10 protein-coding genes are annotated in these 26433 nt (G+C 62.4%); 2 read left to right on the forward strand and 8 right to left on the reverse strand.

Features of this window, described 5'->3' with window-relative positions:
* Nucleotides 1-11 precede the first annotated feature (11 nt).
* Genes QW379_05555 through QW379_05580 form a run of 6 tightly spaced genes read right to left on the reverse strand, consistent with a single transcriptional unit; the run spans nt 12 to nt 21608 of the window.
* Nucleotides 12-188 (reverse strand): hypothetical protein, encoded by a 177-nt coding sequence (locus QW379_05555; protein MEM2869870.1) that lies wholly within the window; start codon nt 186-188, stop codon nt 12-14.
* A complete protein-coding gene (locus tag QW379_05560; GenBank protein ID MEM2869871.1) occupies nt 185-1105 on the reverse strand; it encodes a hypothetical protein in 921 nt (306 codons plus the stop codon). The genes QW379_05555 and QW379_05560 overlap by 4 nt, the downstream gene beginning before the upstream one ends.
* Nucleotides 1102-1995 carry a hypothetical protein gene (locus tag QW379_05565; GenBank protein MEM2869872.1) on the reverse strand — a complete coding sequence of 298 codons (894 nt, stop codon included), beginning with the start codon at nt 1993-1995 and terminating at the stop codon, nt 1102-1104. The genes QW379_05560 and QW379_05565 overlap by 4 nt, the downstream gene beginning before the upstream one ends.
* The gene (locus QW379_05570; protein ID MEM2869873.1) at nt 1985-9277 is read right to left on the reverse strand and encodes a CARDB domain-containing protein; all 7293 of its coding nucleotides are present in this window, start codon (nt 9275-9277) and stop codon (nt 1985-1987) included. Before QW379_05570 ends, QW379_05565 begins: the two co-directional genes overlap by 11 nt.
* On the reverse strand, nt 9274-15048 hold the full coding sequence (locus tag QW379_05575) for a CARDB domain-containing protein (GenBank protein MEM2869874.1): 5775 nt from the start codon (nt 15046-15048) through the stop codon (nt 9274-9276). The genes QW379_05570 and QW379_05575 overlap by 4 nt, the downstream gene beginning before the upstream one ends.
* Nucleotides 15045-21608, reverse strand: a complete 6564-nt coding sequence (locus tag QW379_05580; GenBank protein ID MEM2869875.1) for a CARDB domain-containing protein — start codon at nt 21606-21608, stop codon at nt 15045-15047. Before QW379_05580 ends, QW379_05575 begins: the two co-directional genes overlap by 4 nt.
* A 77-nt stretch (nt 21609-21685) precedes the next feature.
* Here QW379_05580 and QW379_05585 point away from each other — a divergent pair, with 77 nt between their 5' ends.
* Nucleotides 21686-24253 (forward strand): AAA family ATPase, encoded by a 2568-nt coding sequence (locus tag QW379_05585; protein ID MEM2869876.1) that lies wholly within the window; start codon nt 21686-21688, stop codon nt 24251-24253.
* Nucleotides 24222-24764: a Rab family GTPase gene (locus QW379_05590; protein MEM2869877.1), complete on the forward strand. Its 543-nt coding sequence runs from the start codon at nt 24222-24224 to the stop codon at nt 24762-24764. Before QW379_05585 ends, QW379_05590 begins: the two co-directional genes overlap by 32 nt.
* Before the next feature lie 65 nt (nt 24765-24829).
* Here the strand turns inward: QW379_05590 and QW379_05595 are convergent, their stop codons facing one another.
* Entirely contained in the window at nt 24830-25324 is a 495-nt protein-coding gene (locus tag QW379_05595) for a secondary thiamine-phosphate synthase enzyme YjbQ (GenBank protein MEM2869878.1), read from the reverse strand.
* 17 nt (nt 25325-25341) lie between these two features.
* Nucleotides 25342-26415: a S8 family serine peptidase gene (locus QW379_05600; GenBank protein ID MEM2869879.1), complete on the reverse strand. Its 1074-nt coding sequence runs from the start codon at nt 26413-26415 to the stop codon at nt 25342-25344.
* Nucleotides 26416-26433: the final 18 nt, after the last annotated feature.

The raw sequence follows: 26433 nt of genomic DNA on the forward strand, positions 1-26433 counted from the left end.
CCCGCTCCGTGCTATGCCTCCACCCCCTCCTCCCCTCCCCGCCACACCTGTCCCCCCTCGAGCCCGCCCACCCTTCTCCTTTCCACGTGCTCCTCCTCGCATCCCTTGGCCCCCGCTCCCGTCGTCCTCTCCTCTTCCCGCCCTCTGCCACCTCCCTTCCATTCCCTCTTCCCCTCCCGCCCCCTCACATCTCCAGCTGAATCTCCACGACCGCTATCCCGAGCTCCAGTTCCCTCACCTTGAAGAGCGTAACGTCCACGCCGTTGGGCCTGACGTAAACCTGATAGTCCGCCCCGGTGAGGCCCGTCTCGGGCCTGCCAAGGGTTGTGTTGAAGAAGTCCGCCCACACGGAAGGGAAGGCGGTAGTGATGTTCAGCCCCAGATTCCTCCCTGCCTCCCAGTCGCCGCCGGCGTAGGAGGTCTTGTCAAATATGCTTAAGGTGCTCTTCACCCTCATGTCTCCAGAGCCCGAGCGGGTGGCGGGTACACCGGTCAGGGATATCAGGGTGACGCTCGCGCTCAGGTTCCCGTCGGGCTCCCTGCGCAGGTCGAAGTGCGGCGAGGCCTTCATCACCGCTCTCCCGCCCTGCTCGACGATTATCGCTCCGTTCTCGTAGTGGTAGCTCTGATCTGGATAGTACATGTTCTGGGGCTGAAAGCCCATCCTCCCTCTCGTCAGACCGAACGTCTCGTTCGGGTCTGTGGCGCTTCCCAGCCTGTACTCCCCGTCTTCTGGGCTTAGGGAGAGGCTCCCCACGGTCCGGGCGAGGCCGAAGACCGGACCGCCCTCGTCCCCGAGCGTGACCCTGTTGGTCAGTGTCGAGCTCCTGCCCGCGAGAATCTGGAGATCTATATTCTCCTTGAGCTGAATCATCTGGGACTGAATTCTCTTCATCTGGCGCGCCTCGGCGTCCTTGGTCCATATCGGAACGTATATTGCCATGAACATCGAGAGCGCTCCTGCGGCCACGAGGAGTATCAGTAGGGTCACCACGACGCCCGAGGCGCCCCGCCTCTCGCGCCTCCAGCGGTATCTGAAGGGCCTCTTTGGCGATTCGACGCGCCCGGCGCCCTCGCCTCTCCGAGATGGACGGGGGTGCCTCATCTGCTCACCTTCACCTCCACGACCGCGAACCTGATGGTCAGGGAGACAATGCCCCTTGCATCCATTCTGAAACCCTCCGGGGTCTGGCTGAGAGACACCTCAGAGCCGGTCAGGTTGGCGGCCGCGGCCTGCTCCTGAATCGATGCGTTGAGCCACCTGAGCCATCCGTCCGCGTGCCTGGTTGTGGCGTTTAAGGTCACGTTCCTTTCTCCGGGGAAGGGAATCAGGGTCTCTTCATAATGCAGAACGCGCGTCTCCACGCCCGCGCTCCCGGCCCCCGTCACGGAGACCCCCTCGCCGAAAAGGGCGTATAGGGGTATGGTGAGCGTCAGGCTGCCCCAGCGGTCCCTCTTGAACTCTGGCGCCGGGCCCTCCCTGACTGTGGAGTGGCCCTCCTGATGCACCAGCACAGCTCCTCCCTCGTAGACATACTCTTGCTGCGGGTGGTACATGTTCCGAGAGCGGAAAATCAAGGACCCGCGCGAGAGCGCGAAGAGCTCGTCTGGGCTGTCGGTGTCGCAGACCTCGAACAGGCTCGCGTTGGCGTCAAAGGATAGCGTCCCGCTAGAAGGCTCGCCCTGAATTCCGAGGAAGGACGTGGTGGTGCCAGAGCTGAGTGCGATATGGAAGTATAGGCTGCCCGCGGTCTCTCCCTGCGCGAGCTGGTCCTCGACGCCGTCGCGTAGGGCGAAAAACTGGTTCGCAACGCGGCTCATATGGGCCGCCTCCGCGTCCTTCGACCAGACGGGAACGTAGTACAGAGCCACGGCCGTCAGGATGGTTGTGATAATGATGACGAAGAGTACCGCCGTCACCGCGCCCGCGACGCCGCTCCGCCGCCCCTGCCACCGTCTCCACGTGCCAGTCGACCTGCGCCTCTTAGTCCTCATCCTTACCATCTCGATTAACCGTGGGGTTCTTAAACCTATTCAACTCGGTCGCGCCCGCAATGGGTGATGCGCTGGTGGGCCTCGCGCTAGGGCCAGCGCCCCCTCCGTTGGGTCCGGTGCGCCCGTCCCCTCCCTCTTCGGCAGGCGCCGCGCTCTCTCCAGAACCGCGAATGGAGCCACCGTCCTCGGGCATACCGGTGGCCGCGGGGGCGAGGCCGTCCCCACCGCTCTCCGGTGCCCCCCCAGCGCCGCGTCCCTGCCCGGTCGTGGTGTTTCCGATTACAGTGACGTCGTCAATGAATATGCCGCCGAAGCCCGCGCCGAGGTCGTGGTAGTGGAGGGCTAGGTCGTTGCGCGTGACCACCCTGAACTTCAGCAGTATCACGGAGCCCGCCCAGCCTGAGAGGTCACAGTTGAGTCTGGTCAGGGTGCGGCTGTCGACCCAGTTGTCGCGGATGCCCACGCCGGTGTAGCTCGTCCCGTCGGGCCCCGCGGCCTCGGTGCCCGAGACGTTCCAAGCGGAGCGCGCGCCCATGTTTAGCTGCCTCCAGCTCACCCCGTTATCGCTCGAGACCTCGACCCTGAAGCCGTCTGGTGGCCTGCCCTCGGCGAACGGGATGTTGAAACGGAGCTTTGCCGCAAGCCGCGCATCGCGCGCACGGGTGAGGTCAATTGGTATCGTGACCAGAGAGTTGTCTATTCCCCCCTTCAGCGCGTCCATCCCAGGCTGGGGGTTGTGGTTCCACCAGGCATGCGTCCCGCTGAAGGCGAAAGTGCCGTCAGCATAGTCATCGCCGTAGGTCCGACCGACTTCGACGAGCTCCCACTGGTCCGTCGTCTGGCCAGTGACCGAAACCGAGTCAGAGCGCCGGACCTTCACCTCGACGTCGTCTATGACCCAACCGTATCCCGTGCCGCCGTCGCAGAATATGTAGAGGAATCTCACCCTGACGAATTCATTGCCGACGAAAGGCGTCAGGTCCGCTTCCACGTAATCCCAGCTGAACCTGCCGGCCCCGCTGACGCCATTCCAGCACCACCTCATGTCGTTCCCAAAGTCGTCCTTCAGATGCGGCGTGCCCCACTCGGAGAGCTTCAGGTTGCTCGGGTAGGGCTGGGTGGGGGCGACGTATCTGTAGGAGAAGGGGCCGTTGGCGGTGGGGGCCGTCCCGACCATTATCACGCCGCCATTGCTCCCGACCTTCAGGTTGTACTTGTGCCAGAAGGTCAGCCGCGCGCTCGACGCGCCCTTCAGGCTGAAGGTGGCGGTGGTGAGCCATTTGTCGGAGGGCGTTTCGTCGCCGTCGTTCCAGAAGGGCTGGTCGCCCGGCTTCTGCGGGGGCGGGACCGGGGTGAGGGCCGTGATCAGAATCTCGTCTATTGACCAGCCGTCGTCGAGGTCGTTGTCGTTGTCCGACTTGAACCTGAACCTTATTTTCATCTGGTCCGTGAGGGTGACTGCCCCTCCCTTCGAAATATCGAGCGTTATATTGACCCAGCTCGTGATGTGGGAGTTGTTCGTCCACAACTGCGTCCAGGTGGCGCCGTTGTCGTTGCTCACCTCTATGTAGGATCTGTCGTCGTTGTCGTCGACGTCGTGCCTGAGCCAGAGGAAGAGCGTCGGGGCGCTGTGGCCGGTCAGGTTCAGGGCCGGTGTGATCAGACTGTCGTCCTCCTGCTTGTCGTAGTAGTTCGAGCCGCCCGATTTGTAGCACCTGTAGGAGTTGCTCCCGGCGTACTTGAAGAAGGTATCGTTCTGCCAGACGCCGTCCCCGCCGAGGTTCGTCTTCGTCCACCCGGACAGCGCTCCCTCGAAGCCCTCCTGCAGGAGCACCACGAGGCCCCTCCCCTCATCCCCTCCGCCCCCCTCGCCTCCGGCGCCCCTCGAGAGCCAGCTTGGCTCGCCAGTCAGTAGGACGTCGTCTATTGACCAGCCCTCCGCTGTCTCAGCCACGTCTGCCCACATCCTAAAAGCGATTTTCATCTGGGATGTTGGCTGGATGACGTTAACATCCAGGTTTGAGACCATTGTACCAATGGCATTCCTTGGATTTCCATAATATCCCAACCATAAATTATTTGCCCAGCTTCTGACACCATACCATGTGAGGCCATTGTCGTTGCTAATGAAGACGTAGCCAAGGTCAGCGTTCCAGGATGATTCCCCGCCCCAGTAATAGGTGCCCCGGAATACCGCGGGCCTGTGCCAGAAGCTCAGCCTGAGGTTCACGTAGCCCGAGGCGTCAATGGTGGGCGACACGAGCCAGTCGTCGTCGTTGTTCCCGTACCTGCCGGTGGCGGTGTCGTAGCAGCGCCACGCGGATAGGCCACTGTTCCGGAAGTCGCCGGTCACGTACCTCCACGTGCTCCCCGCGGGGCCGTTGTTGACGACGCTCCAGCCTCCCGCGCCCATCTCCATATTGTCGTAGAAGAGCACCACCCGTTCCCCCGCCCCACCGGGGTTCTCCGACGCCCCAGCTCCGCCCCTACCCAGTGTCTGGGCCATCTCTTCGATTTGCTTGGATATGTTTGCGAATACCCACTCCAGCTGCTCCGCGTTGGGCGCGAAGTAGTACCATCCCCCGCCCCCGCCGGTCAGATTGGCCTGCGCCGCGAGGGCTATCATGTCCGGCTGCGAGGTTCCGACGACGTCCGCACCGTAGCCGATGACGAATATCGGGACCGGCGCGGTCGTGACGGTGGCGAAGGCCGTTGCTCTGCCCGCCGGTACACTTGGGGAATCTGAGTTGCTCTGTCCGTCTGTGAGAATCACCATACATCTTATCCTGTTAGCCGCACCATAGTCCCTGATATAAGTGAAACTAGTTGTAACAGCGTTCCAGAACGGAGTGCCACCCCCGATTCTCATCTTTGCAATGGCATCATGGAGCGCGGACTTATTACTGGTCAAGGGCTGATCTAATTGGGTGTAGTAGGGAATCAACGGGGGATTTGGATAGCTGTTGTACGGTCTGTAGGTCGAGAACTCCGCCACCGCGCCCCTGTCCTGCGGCCAGAGCTTGTTCACGAACTGCATCATCGCGGTCTTAGCCCCCTCAATCCTCGCGACCGCGTCCCAGGCCATCGAGCCGGTGACATCGCAGGTCAGTATGACGTCAACCGGTGTCCTCCTCTGGGCCTTTGGCTCGTGCATGTAGTAGGCGCTGTCGCGGCTATGGAACTGGGATGTTATATTGGGCAGGCTCATATTGTCTGTAGTGTTGCGCCACCCATTGAATTCGGACCACTCGGCCACTATGTCGGTGTAGACGTCGCCGGCGTCTATGTACTCGAGCGCCGTTTCTCCATTAAGGCGCACAATGGTCGACTCGTGCGTCCACTTGTCCGCCCCCTCCTCCATGTCGTCGTAGAAGAAGTAGCACTGGATAGTAAGGGAGGCGACGTTGTTGAACTTGAAGACCTCGCTCAGGATGCCGTCGGGGTCGACCGAGACCGATATTGTGCGGCTGCCCGCGAATATCGGTGTCCAGATGATCTCAGCCACTATCATCGAGCTCCTCTCGACGCTCACGCTGACGGAGTTGATGACCGTGCTCCCGTCCGAGAACCGCACGACGGCGTCGCCCCGGGTCCCGCCGGGGTTCCAGATGCGCGCCTTCAGCATGTAGGACTCGCCCATCATGGGCTTCATCTCCCTGAGAGGCTGGAGGGTTGTGTGGAATAGGTCGAGGTGGGTCACCCTGAGCTCGGTCCTTGCGTCGTACATGTTGAACCATCGAAGCACCATGTAGGCGAGCTCGGAGAGGTACTGGTTGTTTCCTTCGTAGGAGATGAAGGACGGGTCCCAGGCGGTGAAGACCGTCCTGAAGCTGAAGGTGGTGTTCTCGTACCGAATTCCGTTGAACGGTCTAGAGAGGATGATGTCGTCCACGGCGCCCTCGCCCTCATTCATCACAACCTCGAACCCGTCGACCTGCCTGATTGTCCTGCCGCCCAGCCCGCTCCCCTCCCTGAGGTCCCTCTGCAGGTCGCGGGTCACGGTGTGCCACCTTCCATCGGCGGTGCCGGCGCCAAGCCCGTGGTGCACGGGCCCTGCGCCCAAGAGGTCCGTGTCGCTGTTTGTGTAGGTCAGGGCGATGTGGGTGCCCAGCGTGTCGGTCACGTGCCAGACGAATGTGTAGTTGATGTCGAACCTGAAGCTCCAGCTCGCAGTCAGCCTCTCCCTCTCGTTCCAAGGCAGGTCGTTCGGGTTCTGGTCGCTGCCGAAGGCGAAGTCGCCGATAATGAAGTATGTGTCCTGCGCGCTCGCCCCTGTCCTGGCGAGGCGAATCACGCTCGAGCCCCGCTGAAAATCAAAAACATTGTTTATAGAGGCTGAGGTTAGTGGCGGCACCACCCTCGCCGCCCACCCCTCCGTGTCGCCGTCCTCTGCGTCCTCAAGAAAGACCTCGTTCGGAGAGTCCGGGGAGGGCATCGGGGACTGGTAGGTCACTCCCCGGCCGTCGATATAGGGCAGCAGCAGTCTCCCCTTGTCGGCGGAGGTCGGCTGGGCTGGGTAGCGGACTCCGTGGGCTATTGGGTCGAGGTACGCGCCCTCTATCATGCCCGGCGTCCTCGCGCTGCCCGGGTCCACGACGCTCCCGATGCGCAAGTAATCCCTGTAGAACGGTTCCGCGCCGCCGGCGTAGTTCCCGTCAGGAATCGCGCGCGGGCCAAGGAGCCAGAGATACCTGCCGTCCCCTCTTCCAAGGAAGGAGGCGAGGCTCGTCCTGTCCGTGGCGGTGAGAGCGTTCGCCTGCTCCCCGGCGACCCATATTAAGGCGTTGTAAAGCGACATCTTTGCCGGGTCCGGGCCGTCTTCGCCTACATTCACCACGTGCAGGTCGTACTGATACCCCAGCTCGTCAAGGGCGCGGGTCACATTGGCGGTGGAGTTGTAGGAGCTCCCCCCGTTGTTGGCGCTCCCGTCGTCGTCTATAACGAGCGTGCCGTATCTCACGTATAGGAACTCACGGTTCATGCTGGCCGAGACTTTGTTGTTGTTCTCGTTTATCTCTGATATGTAGTCGTAGGGGTCCACCTTTCCTGTTATCGTATGGGCCCCGATTCTATCCGCGGTCCAGACCATCGAAATTTTTATGAAGCCGCCCCCGCCCGGGACCCTGAGGCTGGCGTTGGTCGTGTCCTGGGGAATCCATATTTCCGAGGTCGGGGGGTTGAATGTGGTCAGGGAGCCGTTCAGCTCTATCATGACCGACTTCGGAGCGAAGGTCGCGCCGTCGATGTAGAACGCGACCTGCAGCTGGGGCCGGCTGACGTCGAGGGGCTCGTCGCTCAGGCCGTTGTTGCGGAGGTAGATGGTTATGTTCACATCCTCCATGAACGCCGGCGCGCTCTTGTCGAACTGCTGGTCGGAGACCGCCAGGTCCCTGCCCCAGCTCGCTAGACAGCCGAACCAGTTGAGCATCTCGTATGTAATCATCGCCCTTTCGTTGGCCTCGGCGACCCGAGAGAGCTCGAAGCCGAAGAAGGCGGTCTGGAACGTGTTGGCTCCGGGTGTGCCATTAGTCGTTGCATTGAATAGGAGCCCGAGAGCCCTGTAGGGGTCCCCGGCCTCCGTGAAGGCGGGAACCGCTTTGCCCGAGAGGGGCTCCATGAAGTCCGCCCTGTCTGGAAGTCCGGAGGGAAAAGGCTTGGCCACGACGAAGCTCCTGCCGCTCAGAATTCCATTGCCGAGAATCTGTTGGGGCGTGTAGCGGTCGTAGAATGTGGTCGGCGTCAGTGGCGAGACCTTCATATAATTATTGAGGAACGGGTCGCCGCGCCCCAGACTGCTCAGGACGTCCTGACCTATCAGCCACAGCTTGCCCCCGTTGTTTAAAAATGTGGCCAGGTTGCTCTTGTCGTTTGAGGTTAGGGTCCCCACGCTCTCGTAGCCCGTGAGCCATATCACGAGGTCGTAGTCCCTGAGGGGGTGGGTCCCGCCGTCGTAGAGAGGCCCATCACCCGTTGGGACTACATGGGTCGTGTAGGAGGCCGCAACAGCGTCCAGCGACTCCTTCATATACATTCCCACGTCCCTCACCGAGCCCTCGATGGCCCGGTCGTCGTCCACGAGCAGAATCGTCGGCAGGACCTCGAGCTGAATCGACTGCTCGTCGGGGAGCCCGTATGGGTCGGAGGCGTTGACAATCAGAGTGTGGATGCCGCCCCGCGGGGCCCTCCAGACAATGATCGAGTAGGACTCTCCTCCAACGGGAATGCTCAGGTTGTGCTCCACCCCGACCATGTCTCCGGGCGAGGTGCCGTCGAGGTAGTAGGTGACGTTGGCGAGCGCCGGGACGCCGCCCTGATTTGCGATGCGGGCGGTGATGTTAACATAGGCTCCATGTACGGGGTGCCTTGGATATACGTCAATCGAGCGAATTCTGAGGACCGGGTTGCCAGGGTGCATGGCGATGACGGTGTAGCCCACGCGATAACTCTTCGTGGCGTAGTTATTCCCGTAGCGAGACTCGTTCAGGAGGGGAACAACCCTCACAGTGATGGTGTGGATGCCCCAGCTCCCCGCGGGGATTTTGTAAACCGTGGACAGGTTGGCACTGGAGCTCCCGTTGAGCGCCAGGGTGGCATTCATCACTGGGAAGCTCTTCCGGTCTATGGTCGAGTAGTCGCTGATTCTGACCACGAAGTCGCCCGAGTAGGCGGAGCCGTAGTTGTGCACCGTCACATTGACCGTCACATTGTCCCCGGCCATCGGAGCGTTCGTGTCGTTGAATGTGGCGTTATTAAATAGAACGACTATATCCGCGGGCGTCAGGCCGAGGTCTGGGAGCCCCCCCGTCTCCGGTCCCTTCTGAAGAACCTGGTCCAGGAGAATCACGCTGTGCGCCGTGTCTATGACCTGTATCTTCAGCCTGTCGGATGGGCTTGTGTTGAAGGGCATGGTCCAGCGCTCCCCCATCCCGAGGGACGCGTCCCCACCGGTCCCATCGGTGAGGTTGTAGCCCGACACGAACGTCTCGTTTACGAAGAGAGCAAAACGTGTCGTGTGGTTGTGGAGGGTGTCACCGCCCATGTGCGTGATTGTGATTATCTGGCCGTCATAGGCCGCCTCGAGGTCCACCGTGACGCTGTCAGACGGTCCTTGCACTGTGCTGAGCTGGAGCGCCAGCGCAGTCACCATCACCACGGACATCGCGACGAGCAGGAGGTCGCCGATGACCTCGGCCGCGCCTCTGCGGTCCCCGGAGATCCTCCGGAATTCCGCGGTTCCTCCAGCGACTGGTCCGAGTGTCCTTACGCTCCTCCACGAGCTCATTCTGAATCACCTCCAGTCAGTTCCCTTTCAAATCTCGCGGGTGCGGCGCTCGCAGGAACCTGAATTCTAGGCACGCTCGTCCCTGCCGGTCTCGGGCCGAGGATACGGTCCCCCGAACCCTCCCCGTGGGAGGGCGCGCCAGCCCAGTCGTCCATGACTCCTGTGGCGCCAGCTCCGGGAGCAGCGTCATCGCCCGCCGTCCCCGGGAGGCCCCTCCCTCCAGTGGTGGAGTTCCCGAAAACAGTGACGTCGTCTATGTATAAACCGCCCCAGCCCGTCACCGACTCGTAGTGGTTGATCGTGTCCGCGCGGGTCACGACCCTGAACCTCAGGTGAATCACCGAGCCCGCCCAGCCCGTTAGGTCGCAGTTGAGCCGGGCGAGCGATGTGGAGAGGACCCAGTTCCCTCCGATGTTAACGCCCGTGAAGCTCTTCCCGTCCGGGCCCGCGGGCTCCGTCCCCGACACCTTCCAGGCCGCGCGGACGCCGAAGTGAATCGGCCTCCACGTTACTCCTCCATCGTCCGAGACCTCGACCCTGAAGCCATCGGGGGGCCTGCCCTCCGTATAGTTGATGTTGAATTTGAATTTGCATATCAGGGTGGCGTCTCTCGCGTTGGTGAGGTCGATGGGCGGGGTTATCAGGTAGTTGTCCAGCCCGCCCTTCAGATAGTCCACGCTCGCGCTCGGGTTGTGGCAGAGCCAGGCGTACTGCCCGCTGTAGGCATCGGCGAAGTCGCCTCCGCCACCCAGAACATCGCCCTTCTTGACGAGCTCCCACTGGTCGGTCGAGGTCGTCTGAACGGCCGCGGAGTTGCTACGGGTCACCTTGACCTCCACATCGTCAATGAGCCAGCCCTTCCCGCCCCCCCCTCCAGCGCGAATGTAGGCGAACATCACCCTGACGTACTGCTGGCCGCAGAACTTGTTCAGGCTGACCTCCGCATACTCCCAGTCAAATGTTCCCCTGCCGCTGATGCCGTTCCAGCACCAGCGAATCTCGTTCCCGAGGTCGTCCAGGCGCGTCACGCTCGTCCTTATGTTGCCGGTGTAGGACTGGGACGGTGTCACGTATTCGTAGGTAAAGGTCACGTTGTTCACTGACGTCCCCACGAGCACGACCGCGCCGCTCCAGCCCATCGAGAGGTGGTATTTGTGCCAGAAGCAGAGCCTGGCTGATGTCACGCCCTGGAGGCTGAAGGACTGAGTTAGGGCGTAGAGGTCCTCGGCGCCCGGAATGTTGGGGGAGCGGCCTGAGGCCGGGCCCTCCGGTCCTGAAGAGTCTGACGGGGCCTGGCTCTTCCCGGGGGTCGTGGGCGCGCTCTCCGAGCCTCCATCCTCTGGAGCTCCTCCGCCTCCGCCGGCCCCGCCGCCGTCGAACGAGCCGCCCGCGCTCCTCGCGAGGGAGAGCGAGGCCAGCTCTTCCGCAAGCTCGTCGAAGACGCCCATCAGGTCAGCGCTGCTGGGGGCGTAAAAGTACTTCCCCTTTGGCGATGTCGTAGCGATGCGATAGAGGTTGTACTCGGGCGTGCCCGACTCGAGCGAGCCGGGGCCGGTGTAGACCGAGCCCGCGCGGTCGAAGTTGCTGACGGACGATATTGTGCTGAAATATGGCAGGTTCGGGTCGTGCTCGAGGTTTATGCCGATGGTGAAGACGGTCATCGGGGCGTTCAGGAGGCCGTCGGCGGTGTTGCAGCCGCCGGTGTAGGTTTGGTTGTACCAGTAGCCCGCGACGCCCGCCTTGCCGAAGTATTTCCCTATGTGATAGGTGAAATAGCCCCTCGTCCCCCAGTTTATCCAAGGGCAGAATCCCGGGTTGGCCAGATTCCCGTTGCTGCCCTTCTCGATGTTGTTGTAATCATCTGGGTTTTTCGGAGGGTCCTTGATGTTGGAGTCGTCGCCCTGGTAGTCCTGACCGTCGCACAGCGCAACCACCACGGGAACCCTGTCCGCGGAGCGGTAGTCCCAGGTGTAGTTCATCGCCTCGCCGAATGTCTGCCATATCGGCGTCCAGGCCTGGCACGAGAGGGTATTGATTGTGTTTACGACCGTGGTCCTCCCGGCGGCGTTGAGCTGCGTGAAGCCGAGGACGAACCTCTGTCCCGGGTTCTGCGCGAGCTTGAATATCGCCACCCTCGAGTCGTTTCCGAGGCCCTGTATCAGGGCGAGCGCGGCGTTCTTCTCGTCCTGCAGGGGCTGGCCCGCCATCGAGTTGGAGGTGTCGAAAACGAGGGTCAGGTCCACCGGCGGCCCCGGCTCCCTGAGCTTGAAGGAGGAGTTCATCGAGTGGAAGTCGTCGAAGGTCTGGCGGAAGCCGCGGAGCTCCTGCCATGACGACGCCACGTTCGTGGACACGTTCCCTATGTCCATGTACTCGAGGGCCGACTCTCCGTTAATGCGCACGATCGTCGACTCGTGCCTCCAGTGCCCCGTCCCGTTCTCCATGTCGTCGAAGAAGAAATAGGTCCGGAGCCCCACGGAGGCGCGGTCGTTGAACCTGAATATCTCTTTGACCACTCCGTCGGGGTCCATCACGACCGATATCACTCTCTCACCGGCGAAGAGCGGGGTCCAGATGATCTCGGTCATGGTCGTTCCGCCGGGCGCTATCGAGGCGAAGGCCGTTCCTATGACCGTACTCCCGTCCAGGAAGCGCACTGAGCAGTCGCCCCTAGAGCCGCCCTCGTTGCGTAGGGACGCCTTCACAACGTAAGAGCTCCCCATGGAAGGGCTCATCCAGGAGAGGGGGGTCATGTTCCCGAAGTACAGGTCCACTTCGGTCACCCTGAGCTCTATGCGGATGTCGGGCATCCCGAGCCAGTGCAGCGCGAGGTAGGTGAACTCGGCCTCGTACTCCTCCTCGCCCACCCCAACCCTCCCGGCTATGAATGACAGGTCCCAGCCGCACCAGATGGTCTTGTAACCCATTGACGGGGATTCGTAGCTGACAGCGTTGAATGTGCCTGCGGAGCGGTTGTGGTAGGTGACGCCGTAGGCATCGGGCCTCGGGACCATGGTCGACCCGCCCGAGGCGGGCATGAAAGTCCGGGATATCGTGTAGTTGATTCCGTGACCAACAGGGTTCCCCTTTACACCGTATAGAATTTCAGGAACGCCCCGACCGCGCTCCACTCCGCTGATGTGCAGGAAATCGTGCACAAAGGTGCCCGCTCCGTAGCTACCCGTCTCGAAGGCATCCTGCCCTATGAGCCAGAGGCTCCTGCCGTCGCCGGAGGAAAGGTATCCCCTGAGCGCGCCCAAGTCGGCCGCCGTCAGCGGTTCGCTCGCACCGGGCGCGCACTGGCCCGTCACCCATATCACGGTGTTGTACTTCCTCAGAACGGCCTCGGAGGGCCCATCATCGGACGGCCCGGGGACGACGTGCGTCTGGAAGGTGTAGCCCAGCCTCTCCATCGCTCTCGAGACCTCGAATGAGGAATTGTAACCAGTGCCGGTTGCGCGGTTGTTGGGGCTGTCGTCATCGTCAACGAGAAGAACGCTGAACCTGACCATGAGCTGCGAGGAGGAGGCACCCCAGGCCTCGTTGTTGTTCTCGTCGACCTCGGGGATAAAGTTGAAGGGGTCCACAGTGACCCTGAGGGTGTGTGTGCCGACCCTGTTCGCCACCCACTTCATCGTCACCTTCACCACCCCTCCAGAGGCCGGGACCAGAGGCACCTCGACCGGATTGGTTGTGGCGCTTGAATTCTGGAGGGCGTCATCGATGTAGAGCTCAACGGGTACCACGGGCACATTGTTCATGAGGAATATCACAATCACCCTGTCGGAGCCGACGGGCTCGTTGCTGGGTCCATTGTTGCGGACGAACACCGTGAGATTGACCTCGTCCATGAAGTCGGGGTTGAGCTTGCTGATTCCCTGCTCCGATATGGCGAGGTCCCTTCCCCACCTCGCGAGAACGTCGAACCACCTTAGCATCTCATAGGTGAGGATGGCTCTGTCGTTGGCGCTCCTGAGCTGGGTGAGCTCGAAGGAGAAGAAGGCCAGTGTGTAGGTCGGGCCCGAGCCGTTGGTGGTGGCGTTGAACATCAGGCCGTATCTCTTCATGAGGCTCGAGTTCCAGAGCGCCCCTATTGAGAACGCGTCCGGCGCCAGCGTGTCCGCCCTATCCATGAGGCCGCCAGTCCAGGGCCACGGGTTCATCGGCAGGGACATATTCTCTGTCGCGCTGTTCCCGGGAACCCCCTCGAGGGTCCCGGCGGTGCCCGTGTTCAGGTTGTAGCCCTGAACATGGAGATAGTTCGAGAGGAAGCTGCCGTTCAGAATTCTGAGCTCGTCCACGATGTCCTGGCCGATGAGCCAGAGCTTGCCGCCAGCGTCCAGGAATTTGGTCAGGCTCTCGATGTCGCCCGGCGTCAGGGTCGAGGCGGTTTCGAAACCGGTGAGCCAAATGACTAGGTCGAAGTCGATCAGCCTTCTCTTCACGGGCCCTGCGTCGTACTTCGGACCGTCTCCGCCGGCGACGCTGTAGTAGGTATACTGGGCCCCTACTGCGCTCAGGGCGGCCCTGAAAGGCGATGTGACGTCCTTCAGGCTCCCGTCCCCAGCCCTGTCGTCGTCCACGAGCATGATGGTGGGCAGGACCTCGACCGTCTCCGTCCTCTCGTTGTTCCAGGGGTTTGCGTCGTCGGGCGGGGCGGTGGTCACGGAAACATTCGCTCTGAGCTGGTGCATCCCGCCCACGTCCGGAATCCAGATGGTGTAAACCTCCAGTAGCTGTCCCGCGGATACGGAGATGTTGTGGTCGGTGAACAGCTTTCTCGCGCCGTCCCAGTAGGTCAGACTCACGCCGCAAGGCACCCCGCCCTGGTTGGCGATTCTGACGAAAAACCTGACGGCGTCGCCGTGCTGCGGGTGGTTGTTAGAGAGATAGATGGCGGTGATGTTCAGGTCCGGGGCGTCCGGAGTGATGATACCGGGGCCGATTCTTATTTGCTTGCTAGCGTAGTTATTGGTGAAGAGACTCTCGTTGCGCAGCGGAATCACCCTCACATAAATCGTGTGCGGGCCCCAGTCCCTCACCGTCCAGTTGAAGCTCGCCACCGCTACGTCGCCCGGCTGGCCGGTAGAGTTAAGGAATGGAACGGTCTGCTGGGGGAGGGCTGTGGCGCTGTACATGTGGACCGAAGCGACCACCTGCACGCCATTCACGGGGACCTTGCCGTAATTGTGCACGAGAACGTCGATTCTTATGATATCGCCCTGCATGGGAGCGTTGGCGCCCTCATCTATCGGCGCTCCCGAGCGATAGAAGGATATGTCCGCGGAGGTAAGGCCGATGTCTGGGAGGAGGGTGTAGTCCTGCGCCCTCTCGACCTCCTGCTCGCAGAGCAGTCTACTATTCACGCGGTCCACGAGAGCCACGCGCACCCTGTCCTCTGGCGCCGCCACGCCGCTGATGTCTCTTCTCCACACCTCGCCAACTCTGAGTATACCGTCCGGGTGGCCCGAGGCGATGTCGTAGATCGCAGGAAGCGCCCCCACGGGGCCCACTTGAATCTCTATGCCCGGATCCCTGAGTTCGCTGCCGCCGATATGCTCTATGGTGAGATTGGTGCCGTCGAAGCTCGACGCAATTTCGACGCTCAGGGCGCCCGAGGGTGGAGTGACCGAGAGGAGCTCGACCGCCATTGCCGAGAGCATCACGACGCTCATGATAACCAGCAGAATGTCCCCGAGCACCTCCGAGACGCCCCGCTCGTCCCGGGCGAAGGGCCGGTCCCGGGTCTTTTTAAAATCTCGCTGCCTCATTCCATCTCACCTCCCCTAGGGCGGACCAGAGCCGGGGTCGCGGGCACAGCGACCAGCCCCAAGGGCCCGAGCATCATGCCCCGCAGGCCCGCGCCCTCCTCTCCCGATGCCGGGTCAGGGCCGGAGCTCTCGACCGGGCGGCTATCGGCCCCCTCGTCTCCATAACAGACCTTCCCCCCCGCCCCAACCTCCTCCTCAGCCTCCGCGCCGGAATGGCAAGCGCTCGTGACTGACCTCTCCACGGGTCCGGCGGCCCTCCCGCCCGTGGTCGTGTTGCCAACAACCTTGATATCGTCAATATAGACTCCTCCGAAGCCCGCGAGCGCGCTATGGTAATGGTCGGCGATGTCGGTCCTTGTGACCACCCTGAAGCGCAGAAGTATGACCGAACCTGCCCAGCCTGAGAGGTCGCAGTTCAGCCTCGACATCGTGCCGCTGGCGACCCAGTTACCGCCGAGGTCCACGCCCGTCGCGCTCGTCCCGTCCGGACCCGCGGCTTCTGTCCCGGAGACCTTCCAGCCCGAGCGGACGCCGCGGTTCAGGGCGCGCCAGGTGATCCCATTGTCGCTCGAGACCTCAACCCTCAGGCCGTCGGGTGGCCTGCCGTCAAGTGAGTTGATGTTGAACTTCAGCCTCGCGTCTAGCCGGGCGTCGAGGGCGTTCGTCAGGTCGATGGGAATTGTAGTCAGGCTGTTGTCTATGCCAGCCGCGAGATAGTCAATGCCGGGTGAAGGGCTGTGGCAGAGCCAGGCGCGCTCGCCGCTGTAGGCATCGGCGATGTCCCCACCCCCGCCAAGAGCATCGCCCTTGCGCACCAGCTCCCACTGGTCCGGTACCGACGCGGAAACTGGCACGGCATTGGCGCGCTCCACCCTGACCTCGATATCGTCTATCGCCCACCCCATTCCCGTCCCTCCAGTGCAGTAAAAATAAGCGAAGCGAATTCGTACAAACTGGTTTCCTATGAAAGGCGTGAGGTCAGCCTCGACGTAATCCCACGTGAATCTGCCCGAGCCGCTCACGCCATTCCAGCACCAGCGGATGTCGTTTCCGAACCCGTCTTTTAGGTGCGGTGTGCCCCACTGCGCAATCTGGAGGTTACCGGTGTAGGGCTGGGTGGGCGTGATGTAGCGGTAGGTATATGGGCCGCTCTCCGAGGCAGCGGTACCGACCATCAGGACCCCCCCGTTCGCCCCAGCTTTCAGATCGTACTTGTGCCAGAAGGTCAGTTTGGCCGAGGAGACGCCCGCTAGGCTGAACGTCTTGGTGGTCAGGTTCCTGTCGCGCGGGGTCTCGTCCCCGTTCATCCAGTATCGAATTCCCTCGCCAGCCAGAGGGACGTCGGAGGTGACCAGGACCTCGTCCACGACCCAGCCGGTGGCCACGCTGGAGCCGTCCGAAGTGAACTGGAACCTTAGCACCATCGACGACGTCGGTGTCACCGCGCCGCCCGCGGTCAGGTCGATGTAGCACTCGTACTGCCAGTTGTTGGAGTCTTTGTTCGTGCTCCAGACCTGCGTCCAACTCGTCCCTCCGTTGTTGCTCACGTATACCCTGCACCAGTCGCCATTGTTCCCAAGGTCAGGACAAGACCAGAACGCCAGCCGCGGGTTCTGGCGGCCCGAGAGGTCGAAGACGGGCGATATGAGGCTGTTGTTGTCGTTGTTGTCGTAGTTGCCCGTGCCGGTGTTGAATGAGCGGTAGGCGAAGGAGCCGTTGTGCTTGATGCCGCTGTGGCGGACCCACTGCGAGCCCGCAGCTCCTCCGTTGACCGTGGTCCATACCGGAGTGGCGTTCTCGAAACTGTCGTAGAAGACCGTGACCTGCCCCCTCTCCAAGGCGCCCCCCTCGGGCGTGGAGCGGCCGAGGGTCTGGGCGAGCTGCTGAATCACTTGTGCTATTTGAGAGTATATCTGGAGAAGCTGGTCGCTCGTTGGGGCGTAGTAGTAGCTCCCGCCCTCTGACGCATCGGCGGCGTCCTGCAGATTGGCGGTGTTGACGTCCCCGCCAAGGCCGATTGTGAAGAGGGGCCCGTGCATCGTGGCGATGAGCGCAAGGGTGTAGTCCCTAGTGTACGGCGGGTTGTCGTAATTGAACTGCCCGTCTGTGAGAAATACCACGGCCCTCATCGCCCCCGGCCTCGAGTTCTGGATGGTGTAGTTGGTGCCCTGGGACATCGCGGTCCAGCCCGCGGTCCATCCGCCCGCCGACAGCTCCTTGATGGTGTTGATGCAGGCGCTCTTGTTGAAGGTGAAGCCCAGGTCCATCGTCACCCCGCTCGAGAAGGACCATACCGATATTCTGTCTATTGACTCAAGCTGCGTTATGAAGAACATCGCGGCGTTCTTGGCGTCCTGAATCTTCTGGCCGCCCATCGAGCCCGAGCGGTCGATGATGATGGTGCAGTCCACAGGCCTCCTGATGTCCTGCCTCGACTCGTGCATGTAGAAGGCCCTCGGCCAGCTCCTATACACAGAGGTTATGTTGGGCAGGCTCGCGTTGTCCGTGGTATTGTACCAGCCGTCCATCTCCTGCCAGCCCTGTATTATATTCGTGTTCGCCACGCCCGGGTCGAGGTATTCGAGAGCCGACTCGCCGTTTATCCGCAGAACCGTCGCTTCGTGCCTCCAGTTCTTCGTCCCGCTCTCCAGGTCGTCGTAGAAGAAGTAGCAGTCGAGGCCGACTCCCGCCACATTGTTGAACTTCATCGTCTCGCTCACCGCGTTGTCTGGGTCAACGGTTGCGCCTATGACCCTGCTGCCTGCGAAGAGAGGCCTCCAGACGATCTCGGCCATCGCCCTCCCGTTGGCCTCGACCGACACCGTGACCGAGTCGATGACTGTGGTCCCGTCGGTGAAGCGAACGACTGCATCGCCCCTCGTTCCCCCTAGGTTCCAGACCATCGCCTTGAGGACGTAGGATTCGCCTAGCATCGGCTTCATCTCCCTCAGCGGGACCATGCCCGAGTAGTAGAGGTCCATGGACGTGACCCTGAGCTCCGTCCGGCTCTCGTAGAAGTGGAACCAGCGCATCACTAGGTAGGTCAGCTCTGAGAGATAGTTGTCGTTTCCATCGTACGATATGAATGAGGCGTCCCAGGCGGTCCAGACGCTCCTGAAGTTGTGGGTTGCATTGTCATGCCTAACCGAGTTGAATGGCCGGCAGAGCGAGATTCCGTCCACCCTCCCCTCGCCCTCGCCAATCCATACCTCGAACCCGTCCACGCTCTTGATTCCGAGCCCCATGTTGCCGGTACCGTGCCTCAGGTCCTCCGTCAGGTCTCTGGTGACGGAGTGCCAGGAACCGTCCATCGTCCAGCTTCCGAGTCCGAAGACCGGGTTGGGGCCGGGGATGTTGGCGTCCGAGGTGGAGTAGAACAGCGTCCGATGAGCGTTGGTGGTGTCTGTCACGTGCCATCCAAAGCTCGCCTCAACTTGGAAGGAGAAGCTCCAGCGCGCTGTTAGTCGGCTGCGCTCGTCCCAGAAAAGGTCGTTCGGGTTCTGGTTGTTCGTGGCGCTGAAGTCGCCGATAATGAAGACGGTGCTTTGGACAGACGCACCGGTCCTATTGAGCAGGATGACCCTAGAGCCCCTCGAGGTGTCCTGAACGTTATAGATGCTAGCGGTCGTGCCCGGCGGAACCACCCTAGCGAACCAGCGCGCCGTGGACCCGTCCTCCGCGTCGCAGAGGTTTCTCTCGCTCGATGCCGATGCGAGGGGTGACTGGAAGAGAATTCCGTGGCCGTCGATGTACGGCACCAGGAGCCCGCCCTTGTCCGTGAATGTGGGCTGGGCGGGGTAGGAGATTCCATGGGTCACTGGGTCCATATAGACCCCCTCAATCGTGGAGGGCGTGTGGCTGGCCGGGTCGGAGACCAACGCCACCCTCAAGAAGTCCCTACAGAACGGGTCGGAGCCGCTACTGTAGTCCCCGGGCAGAACCGCCTTCTGGCCGATGAGCCAAAGGCCCCGGCCGTCCCCCTTCTTCAGGAAATCCTGCAAATTGCTCCGGTCATTCGCCGTCAGGGCGTCCGGGCTCTCACCGGCGCACCAGATAATCGCATTGTACTGGCTCATCTTGTTCAGGTCTGGGCCGTCCGCGCCAGTTGGGACGACGCAAACATCGAAATCGTAGCCCAGCGCATTGACCGCACGGCTGACATTTTGTGTGGCGTTGTATAGCGTTCCACCGTTGTTGGCGCTACCATCGTCGTCCACTAGGAGCGTTCCGTACCTGACGAAAATCACCTCATTTGCAACGGCGCTAGCGACCTTATTATTGAGCTCGTTTATCTCTTCGATATAGTCGTAGGGGTCGACCTTGACCGTAACCGTGTGGAGCCCCACCTGGTCGGCCACCCAGACCATCGACACCTTCAGGTAGCCGCCCCTGCCCGGGACCACGAGCGAGGGGTGGGGTGTGTTCTGAGGAATCCAGAGCTCCGAAGTTGCGAGGTCGAACTCCCAGAGCTGGGTGCTATTTTCAACCGTGACGCGCGCGGGGTCGAAGGCCTTTCCGTCGATATAGAATCCGAGTTGGAGAATGGGGTTGAGGAATGAGGGCGGCTCGTCGCTCAGGCCGTTGTTGCGGACGAGGACCGTGATGTTGACCTGGTCCATGAATGTGGGCGTGGTGATGTTGAACTCCTGCTCTGATATCGAGAGGTCACGGCCCCAGCGCGCGGAGCAGTTGAACCACTCGAGCATCGTGTAGGTCAGGATGGAGCGCTCGCTGGGGCGCTTCATACGAGTCAGCTCGAATGAGAAGAAAGCGGAGGTGTAGGTCTCGACCCCGGGGGTCATGTTCGTGGTTGCGTTGAAGAGAATTCCGACGGGGCGGTTGGGCGCCACCGCTTCAACTAGAGCAGAGGCTGCGAACGGCCTTGGCTCGACGAAGTCGCCCTTATTCAGGAGGCCCGGCGGGTAGGGGGTGGAGATGTTGAAGGAGGCGCCTGGTAGAATTCCGGTCCCAACCACCGGGTCTGGAGTGCCGGCGTCTAGGTAGGATGGGAGGGTTGCGATGGGGTCTACGTTCAGGATGCTGACCAAAAACGCGTTGGATAGGCCGAGGTCGCTCAGAATTCCCTGACCGATTAGCCAGAGCTTCCCGTGGCCGTTGATGAGATACTTTATCAGCTCCATCTGGTCATTGGGCGTGAGGGTCGTGGTGTCTTCGAAGCCCGTCATCCATATCACTAGGTCGAAATCCCGCATCGGGTGCTCCCCGGAATCGTATCTCGGTCCATCGCCACCGGCTACGACGTGGGTCGTGTAGGTCGCACCCACGCTCTCCAGAGCGGCGCTCATGGGCGTCACCACGTCCCTCACGCTCCCCTCCGCGGCGCGGTCGTCGTCGACGAGTAGAATCGTCGGCATTACCTCCAGCTCCCTAGACGCCTCCCCGCCCGTCCCGTTGGGCTCGGTGGCGTTGACGATTATCGTGTGGAGGCCCCCGGAGCCGGTCTTCCAGAACGCAGTTGATATCGTCTCGCCGCCGACGGGAATGCCGACGCCGGTGAGCTCACCTATCAGGCGGGAGTAGCTGCCGTCGTAGAAGCGCACCGTGGCGTAGGCGGGCACGCCGCCCTGGTTCACAATCTTCGAGCTGATAATAACCGTTGAGCCGTGGACGGGGTGCTCGTCAGAGAACTCGATCGACTTGACCACGAGATAGGGCCTGGTGGGGCTGGTGGCGATGACCGGGTAGCCCACGCGGTATTGAACGACGGCGTTGTTGTTCGAGAAACGGGACTCGTTGTGGAACGGGATGATTTTGACGGTGAGGGAGTGCATGCCCCAGCTTCCGTTCTGAATTCGGTAGCTGGCGGAAACGCGGGTTGAGTTCCCGGCTCCGAGCCAGGGGATTGTGATGTTGGCGAAGTCGATAGAGAGGCGGTCTAGGCTTGAGTAGTCGCTCATCCTCACCCGCACGCCCGGGACTCCAGAGCCGCCGTAGTTGTGGATTGTGGCGTTGATGACGAGCGTCTCGTTGGTCAGGGGGGTGTTCAGGTTCTCGTCCACTGGGGCCCCGTGCCTCAAAATCTCTATGTCCCCAGGACCGAGTCCTACGTCTGGCAGTAGGGCAGATATGGCCCCTCCTTGGAGAATTCTGTCGAATATGATGGCCGGGGCTTTTATATCAACTATCTGGAGCCGGAGGGTGTCGTCAGGATCTGCGGTGAATGGGTGGGACCAGCTCTCGCCCGTCTCCAATCTGCCGTCGGATGGGTGGCCGTCGCTGACGCTCAGGGAGCTCGAGAGGGTGTCATTGAGGAAAATATTGAACCGGGTGCTGGAGTTGTCGAGAGGGTCGCCTCCGAGGTGCTTGACGAGGATCTCAGCGCCGTCGTAGGTTGCCTCGAGCGAGGCCATCGTCTTTTCCGGCGGCTGCTCCACAGTGCCCATCTGGAGGGCGAGGGCGGATATCATGACCACTGCGATGCTGACGAGGAGGATATCGCCCACTATCTCAGACACACCCGCCGCTTCTCGGTTGAGCGCCGGTCTTGCCGAACGTACCGCGCGCAAGTCATCCCCTCCAACCATAGCGCTATCAGTCATCTTTGGGGGAGTATAACTACATTGGCCGAATTTATTCTGAATAAATGGTTAAATAGCGAGGAAGCGATTAGAGCCCCGTGAGCGCGGGGCTTGCGCTTTGGATGCGAATTCTGCTCCACCTATCAGCCCACGAAGCGCGTGGTGAGGGATACGAATTGCCCGTCGAGCTCACGCAGCAGGGCATTGCGGAGGCTCTGGCAGTCAGGCAGAGCGACGTCTCGCGCGCTCTTGCAAGGATGAAGCAAGATGGACAGGTGGAGGAGAGGAGCGCACTGGTTGGGCCTTCACGGAGGGGCCGGAAGCAGAGGCTCAAGGCCTATCTCCTCACCGAGCGGGGAAGGCACACCTCGAAGGAACTGAGCGCGCGGCTGGCCTCAATGGAGGTGAGAATTCCCCCACGGCCCGGTGAGGCTGAGGGCAAGTCCGTCAGGCTGGGGGAAGTGAATGCCCTTCTAGGCACGGGCCACTCCCTGCTGAGGCTAGCGGACATGGTCTCGCCTGACGGAACCCTCATCCTGAGTCCCCCGGCCGCTCGCGCGCCCCCATCCCAGCCATCGGCCCCGGAGCCCCACTTCTTCGGCAGGGAGGAGGAGCTGAGGGCCCTGCGCGAGTGGCTCGGCTCCGCGGGTGAGACGGCGATGGCCGTTATCGGCATCCCGGGGATGGGAAAGACCGCACTGGCCCTGAGGCTCGCCGCCGAGCTCGGCGCCCAAAGGGCCTTTTATTTTCAGGTCCGTCCCTATCCATCCTACGGCCAGTTCCTAACAGCCCTCCGGGACTTCCTCGTCTCCTCAGGGAGGAGGAGGCTGGCGCAGCTCCTCCAGCGCTCCCGCTCGCCCTCTCCGGATGAGGTCCTCGGGGCGCTCTCACGGGACCTGGAGGGCTTGGGCGCCCTAATCATTCTCGACGATTTTCAGGAGGCGACGGGGCAGCCGGAGCTCTGGACCCTCGCGCAGGAGCTCCCCCGCCTACTCAGCAGCCTGGCCACGCCGTCGAAGCTCCTGCTCCTCTCACAAATCTCGCCCGGCCTCTCCCTCATGCCGAGGGACGGCGCCGAGAAGCCCCTGAGGGAGCTCAGGCTCAACGGTCTGGACGAGGAGAGCTCTAGGAGGCTCGCGAGTTCATCGGGAGTGCCGGAGAGTGAGCTGGACGGGGTCTACAGGCTGACGAGGGGCCACCCGCTCTCGATAAAGTTACTTGGAGGAGCGGGGCCGGTCCCCCTCAGGAGAACCGACGCCCGTCGCTTCATCCAGGAGGAAGTGATAGGTAGGCTACCGGCGGGTGAGAGAATTCTCCTGCAAACGCTCTCCATACTCAGGCGGCCCGAGGGTATTGACACGGTGCTCGCCCTGAGCGACGACCCGCTCGCGTTCGATGCTCTCAGCTCCTTGGTCTCCAGAGGGCTAGTCTCGCTCTCCAGCGGCATGTACTCCGTCCACGAGATGGTCAGGGAGATGGCATACGAGAGAATTCCCCTCCAGACCCGCAAGGAGCTGCATAGGAGGGCGGCGGCTTACTACTCCGGAAACGGTGGGGCCGAGGCCGGGCCAGAGGCCGTCTACCACTATTGCAGAGCGGGCGACCACGAGCGCGCCGCCCTCCTCCTTCTCTCGCTTGGAGGTGAGCTGATATCCGAGGGCCGGCTGGAGGAGTGCCGGGCCCTTTTGGACATGGTTGATGCCGGCGAGCACGGCCAGCAGGAGGGCCTGAGCCGGCTGAGGGAGAGCCTGCTCGACGAGTACGGGGAGTGGGACGCGGGCCACGAGTATCTCTTCCAGATGTCCATTCTCTCGCGGGCGGCGGGCTGTGGAATTCAGGCGCCGGGGAGGCTGGTGAGGAGCGAGAGGGAGTGGGCTGCGGCGCTCGAGGACCACGAGCGCGGTCTCGGGGTCCTCCGGAGGGCTGGGGACAAGGACGGCCAGTGCGAGCTCCTGCTAAGCCTCGGATGGATAAGGATGATGAGGGCTGAGCTCGAGCGCGCGGAGGAGGCCTACAGGACCGTCCTGAGCATGGCCCGAAGGACCCATTGCAAGGAGGCCGCCCTGAAGGCTAGAATCGGGCTGGGGCACATCGCGTGGCTCACACACAAGAGGAGCGAGGCTGACGCAAGCTACAGGGCCGCTCTGAGGGCAATGGCGGGCCGGAAGAACGCCGGGTTGCGGGTCGCCTGCCTGAACCACCTCGCCTGTCTGGCGGAGCCGAGGGATGAGAGGGGGCTCAAGAGAGCTGTTGCACTACTAGAGAGGGCGCTGGCCCTCTGCGGCGCCGGAGGACACCGGCGCGAGAGGGCCTACACCCTCCTCCATCTCGGGAGGCTCAGGCTGCTCAGGGGGGAGAGGGCTGAGGCGGGCCGCCTTCTTGAATCGGCGCTGGCCGAGTTCCGCGGAATCGGGGACACTCACGGGGTTGTGTATGCGGAGCTAGCGCTCGCTCTACGTGCGCTCGACGCTGGAGAAACGGCTGTTGCTCGGGAATGGGCCTCGGCGGCGCTACAGGACGCCCCCTCCGCCCGCCTCCCAGGAGTCCGCGAGTGCGCTGTAAAACTTATCGGCCTCGCGAACCGGGGTGCGGGGGTCGGGGGAGTGGCGCGGGTGACTGGAGAGGGTGAATGTGATGGGAGCGGTAAGGGAGAGTGCCCTCGTTAAGAAGGTCTGCGTCCTAGGGGACCCCGCGGTTGGGAAGACCAGCCTCGTCTCCAGATTCGTCACAAGGCAGTTCGGCGAGGAGTACGTATCGACGATTGGGGCCTCAGTCTGCGAGAAGAGTGTGAGGGTTGGGGATGGTCCTGCGACGCCGGTGGTGAGGCTGGTTCTTTGGGACATCGCGGGACAGTGCCAGTTCACCAGTGTCACACCCGGCTTTTACAGGGGCGCCGAGGGCGCGCTGCTGGTCTGCGACCTGACCCGGAGGGAGACCCTACGCAACCTGTTCCAGTGGGACCACAGGTTGCGCCGGACCGCCTCGCCCCGAGCGGTACTCGTTCTTTTCAATAAGAGCGATCTGAGTGCGGAGTGGGAGGTCTCGAGGGAGGAGGCGGAGGCGGTCGCCGGAAGGCTGAGCTGCCCCCATCTCTTCACCAGCGCCAGAACGGGAGAGAACGTCGAGGAGGCATTCACGGAGCTCGCGAGGAACCTCGCGCGACACCGAGGCCCTTGACCGACGTCCACTCCGCGGTCGCTCGGGCACCATCGCGGGGTCGTGAAAGGGCTTCCCGCGCCCTCCTACCCATTGCCCACGATCTGGACCAGCATGCTCCTCTTGCGGGGCCTAGTGTCCAGCTCTATGAAGACCACGCTCTGCCACGTCCCGAGGGGAAGAGACCCCTCGCGCACGGGGAGCGAGACGCTTGGGCCTATCAGGGCGGCCCGCACGTGGGAGTGCCCGTTACCATCCCCCCACTTCAAGTGGTGCCTATACTCGATGCCCTTCGGGGCGATTCTCTGGAGGGCCTCCCGAAGGTCTTCTAACGCGCCGGGCTCGAACTCCATCGTCGTTAACGCGCCTGTGGCACCCGGAACGAATACCGTGGCGATTCCTTCGTGAATTCCCGAGTCCCTCACCAACCTGTGGAGCTCTTCCGTGATGTTGACGATGTCACCCTCGCCCTCTGTCTGAATTCGTATCTCGCCCGAGTGGACCCGAAAAGCCCTCTGGTCCTCGGGACCATTCCGGGAAATCGCCTCGCCCCCCTCGTCCATTTTGCGCTTTCCGGACATCGGACCACCGGAGCCTCTCAGGCCAGGAGGACCTCGCAGAGCGCACGCGCCTGCAGGAGCCCGTACCCGTAGTGGTCGTCGTGGGGAACGGACTGGCCCTCCGCCGCCAGCGCGGTTTCCATGAGTGCCTCCTTGAATTTAATTATTGTGGTCTCTCCCCCATTCCTCTCCTGCTGGTATTCTGGTCTGGCCTCCAGAACCAGCGCGAGGGCGGCAGACACGAATGCCGTGGCGTGCGAAGTCCCGCTGGCGAATTGATGGCCCCCGCCCGGGACCGCGCACCAGATGTCGACACCGGGCGCCACAACCTCGGGCTTCTTATTCGGATCCTGCCGGGGGAGGATGGGAGGGAAAAGGGAGCCCCTGTTCGCTCCCGCAGAGCTGAAGGGCGCGATTTTTCCGTGCCTGTCCACGGCCCCGACTGCGATCACAAGAGCCACACTGGCTGGACTCGCAACTTCGCCATCGTCTGACTCCCCATCGTTGTCGGCCGCGGCGACGACCAGCGTCCCCCAAGACAGTGCTTCCTTCACAGCCCTTTCCGTTTCGGTCCCGAGTAGCGGAATTCTTCCCCCGCCCAGTGACAGCGATATTATGTCTGCAGCGTCCCTCCTGTCGCCATCGCCGTCCGGGTCTAGGGCGCGGCGCACGGCTTCAGCCACCCTTGCGTCTGTGCTCGTGCCGTCGGAGCGGATGGCTTTCACAATGTAAAGGCTCGCGTTCGGCGCGCCCCCCCAGACACCGGCGATGATGCCCGCCATCATCGTCCCATGGCCGCCGTCGTCATAGGGCACGGGCTCGCCGTTGACGAGGTCAAGCCAGCCCAATATGGAAAGGTTCCGGAGGTCCGGGTGGGATAGGTCCACGCCTGTGTCCACGAGCGCTATGACGACGCCCCTGCCGCTGTAGCCCATTGCCTGAAGCTCGTCAATCTGAACGGCCTCGAGCGCCCAGAGCGAGGGGCCGGGAGGTGGTGTCTCGGCCGGCCTTTTCTTCACGCAACCCGAGAGCGGTGGATAGCTCGCGGCCGCGAGTAGGATGAGGCAAAGGATGAGCGCTCCTGACCTTCTGCCGGCGAGCATAGCGACCATATGAATCCCCATCAATCC

Source organism: Thermoplasmata archaeon (genome assembly GCA_038851035.1).
Taxonomy (GTDB): Archaea; Thermoplasmatota; DTKX01; order VGTL01; family VGTL01; genus JAWCLH01.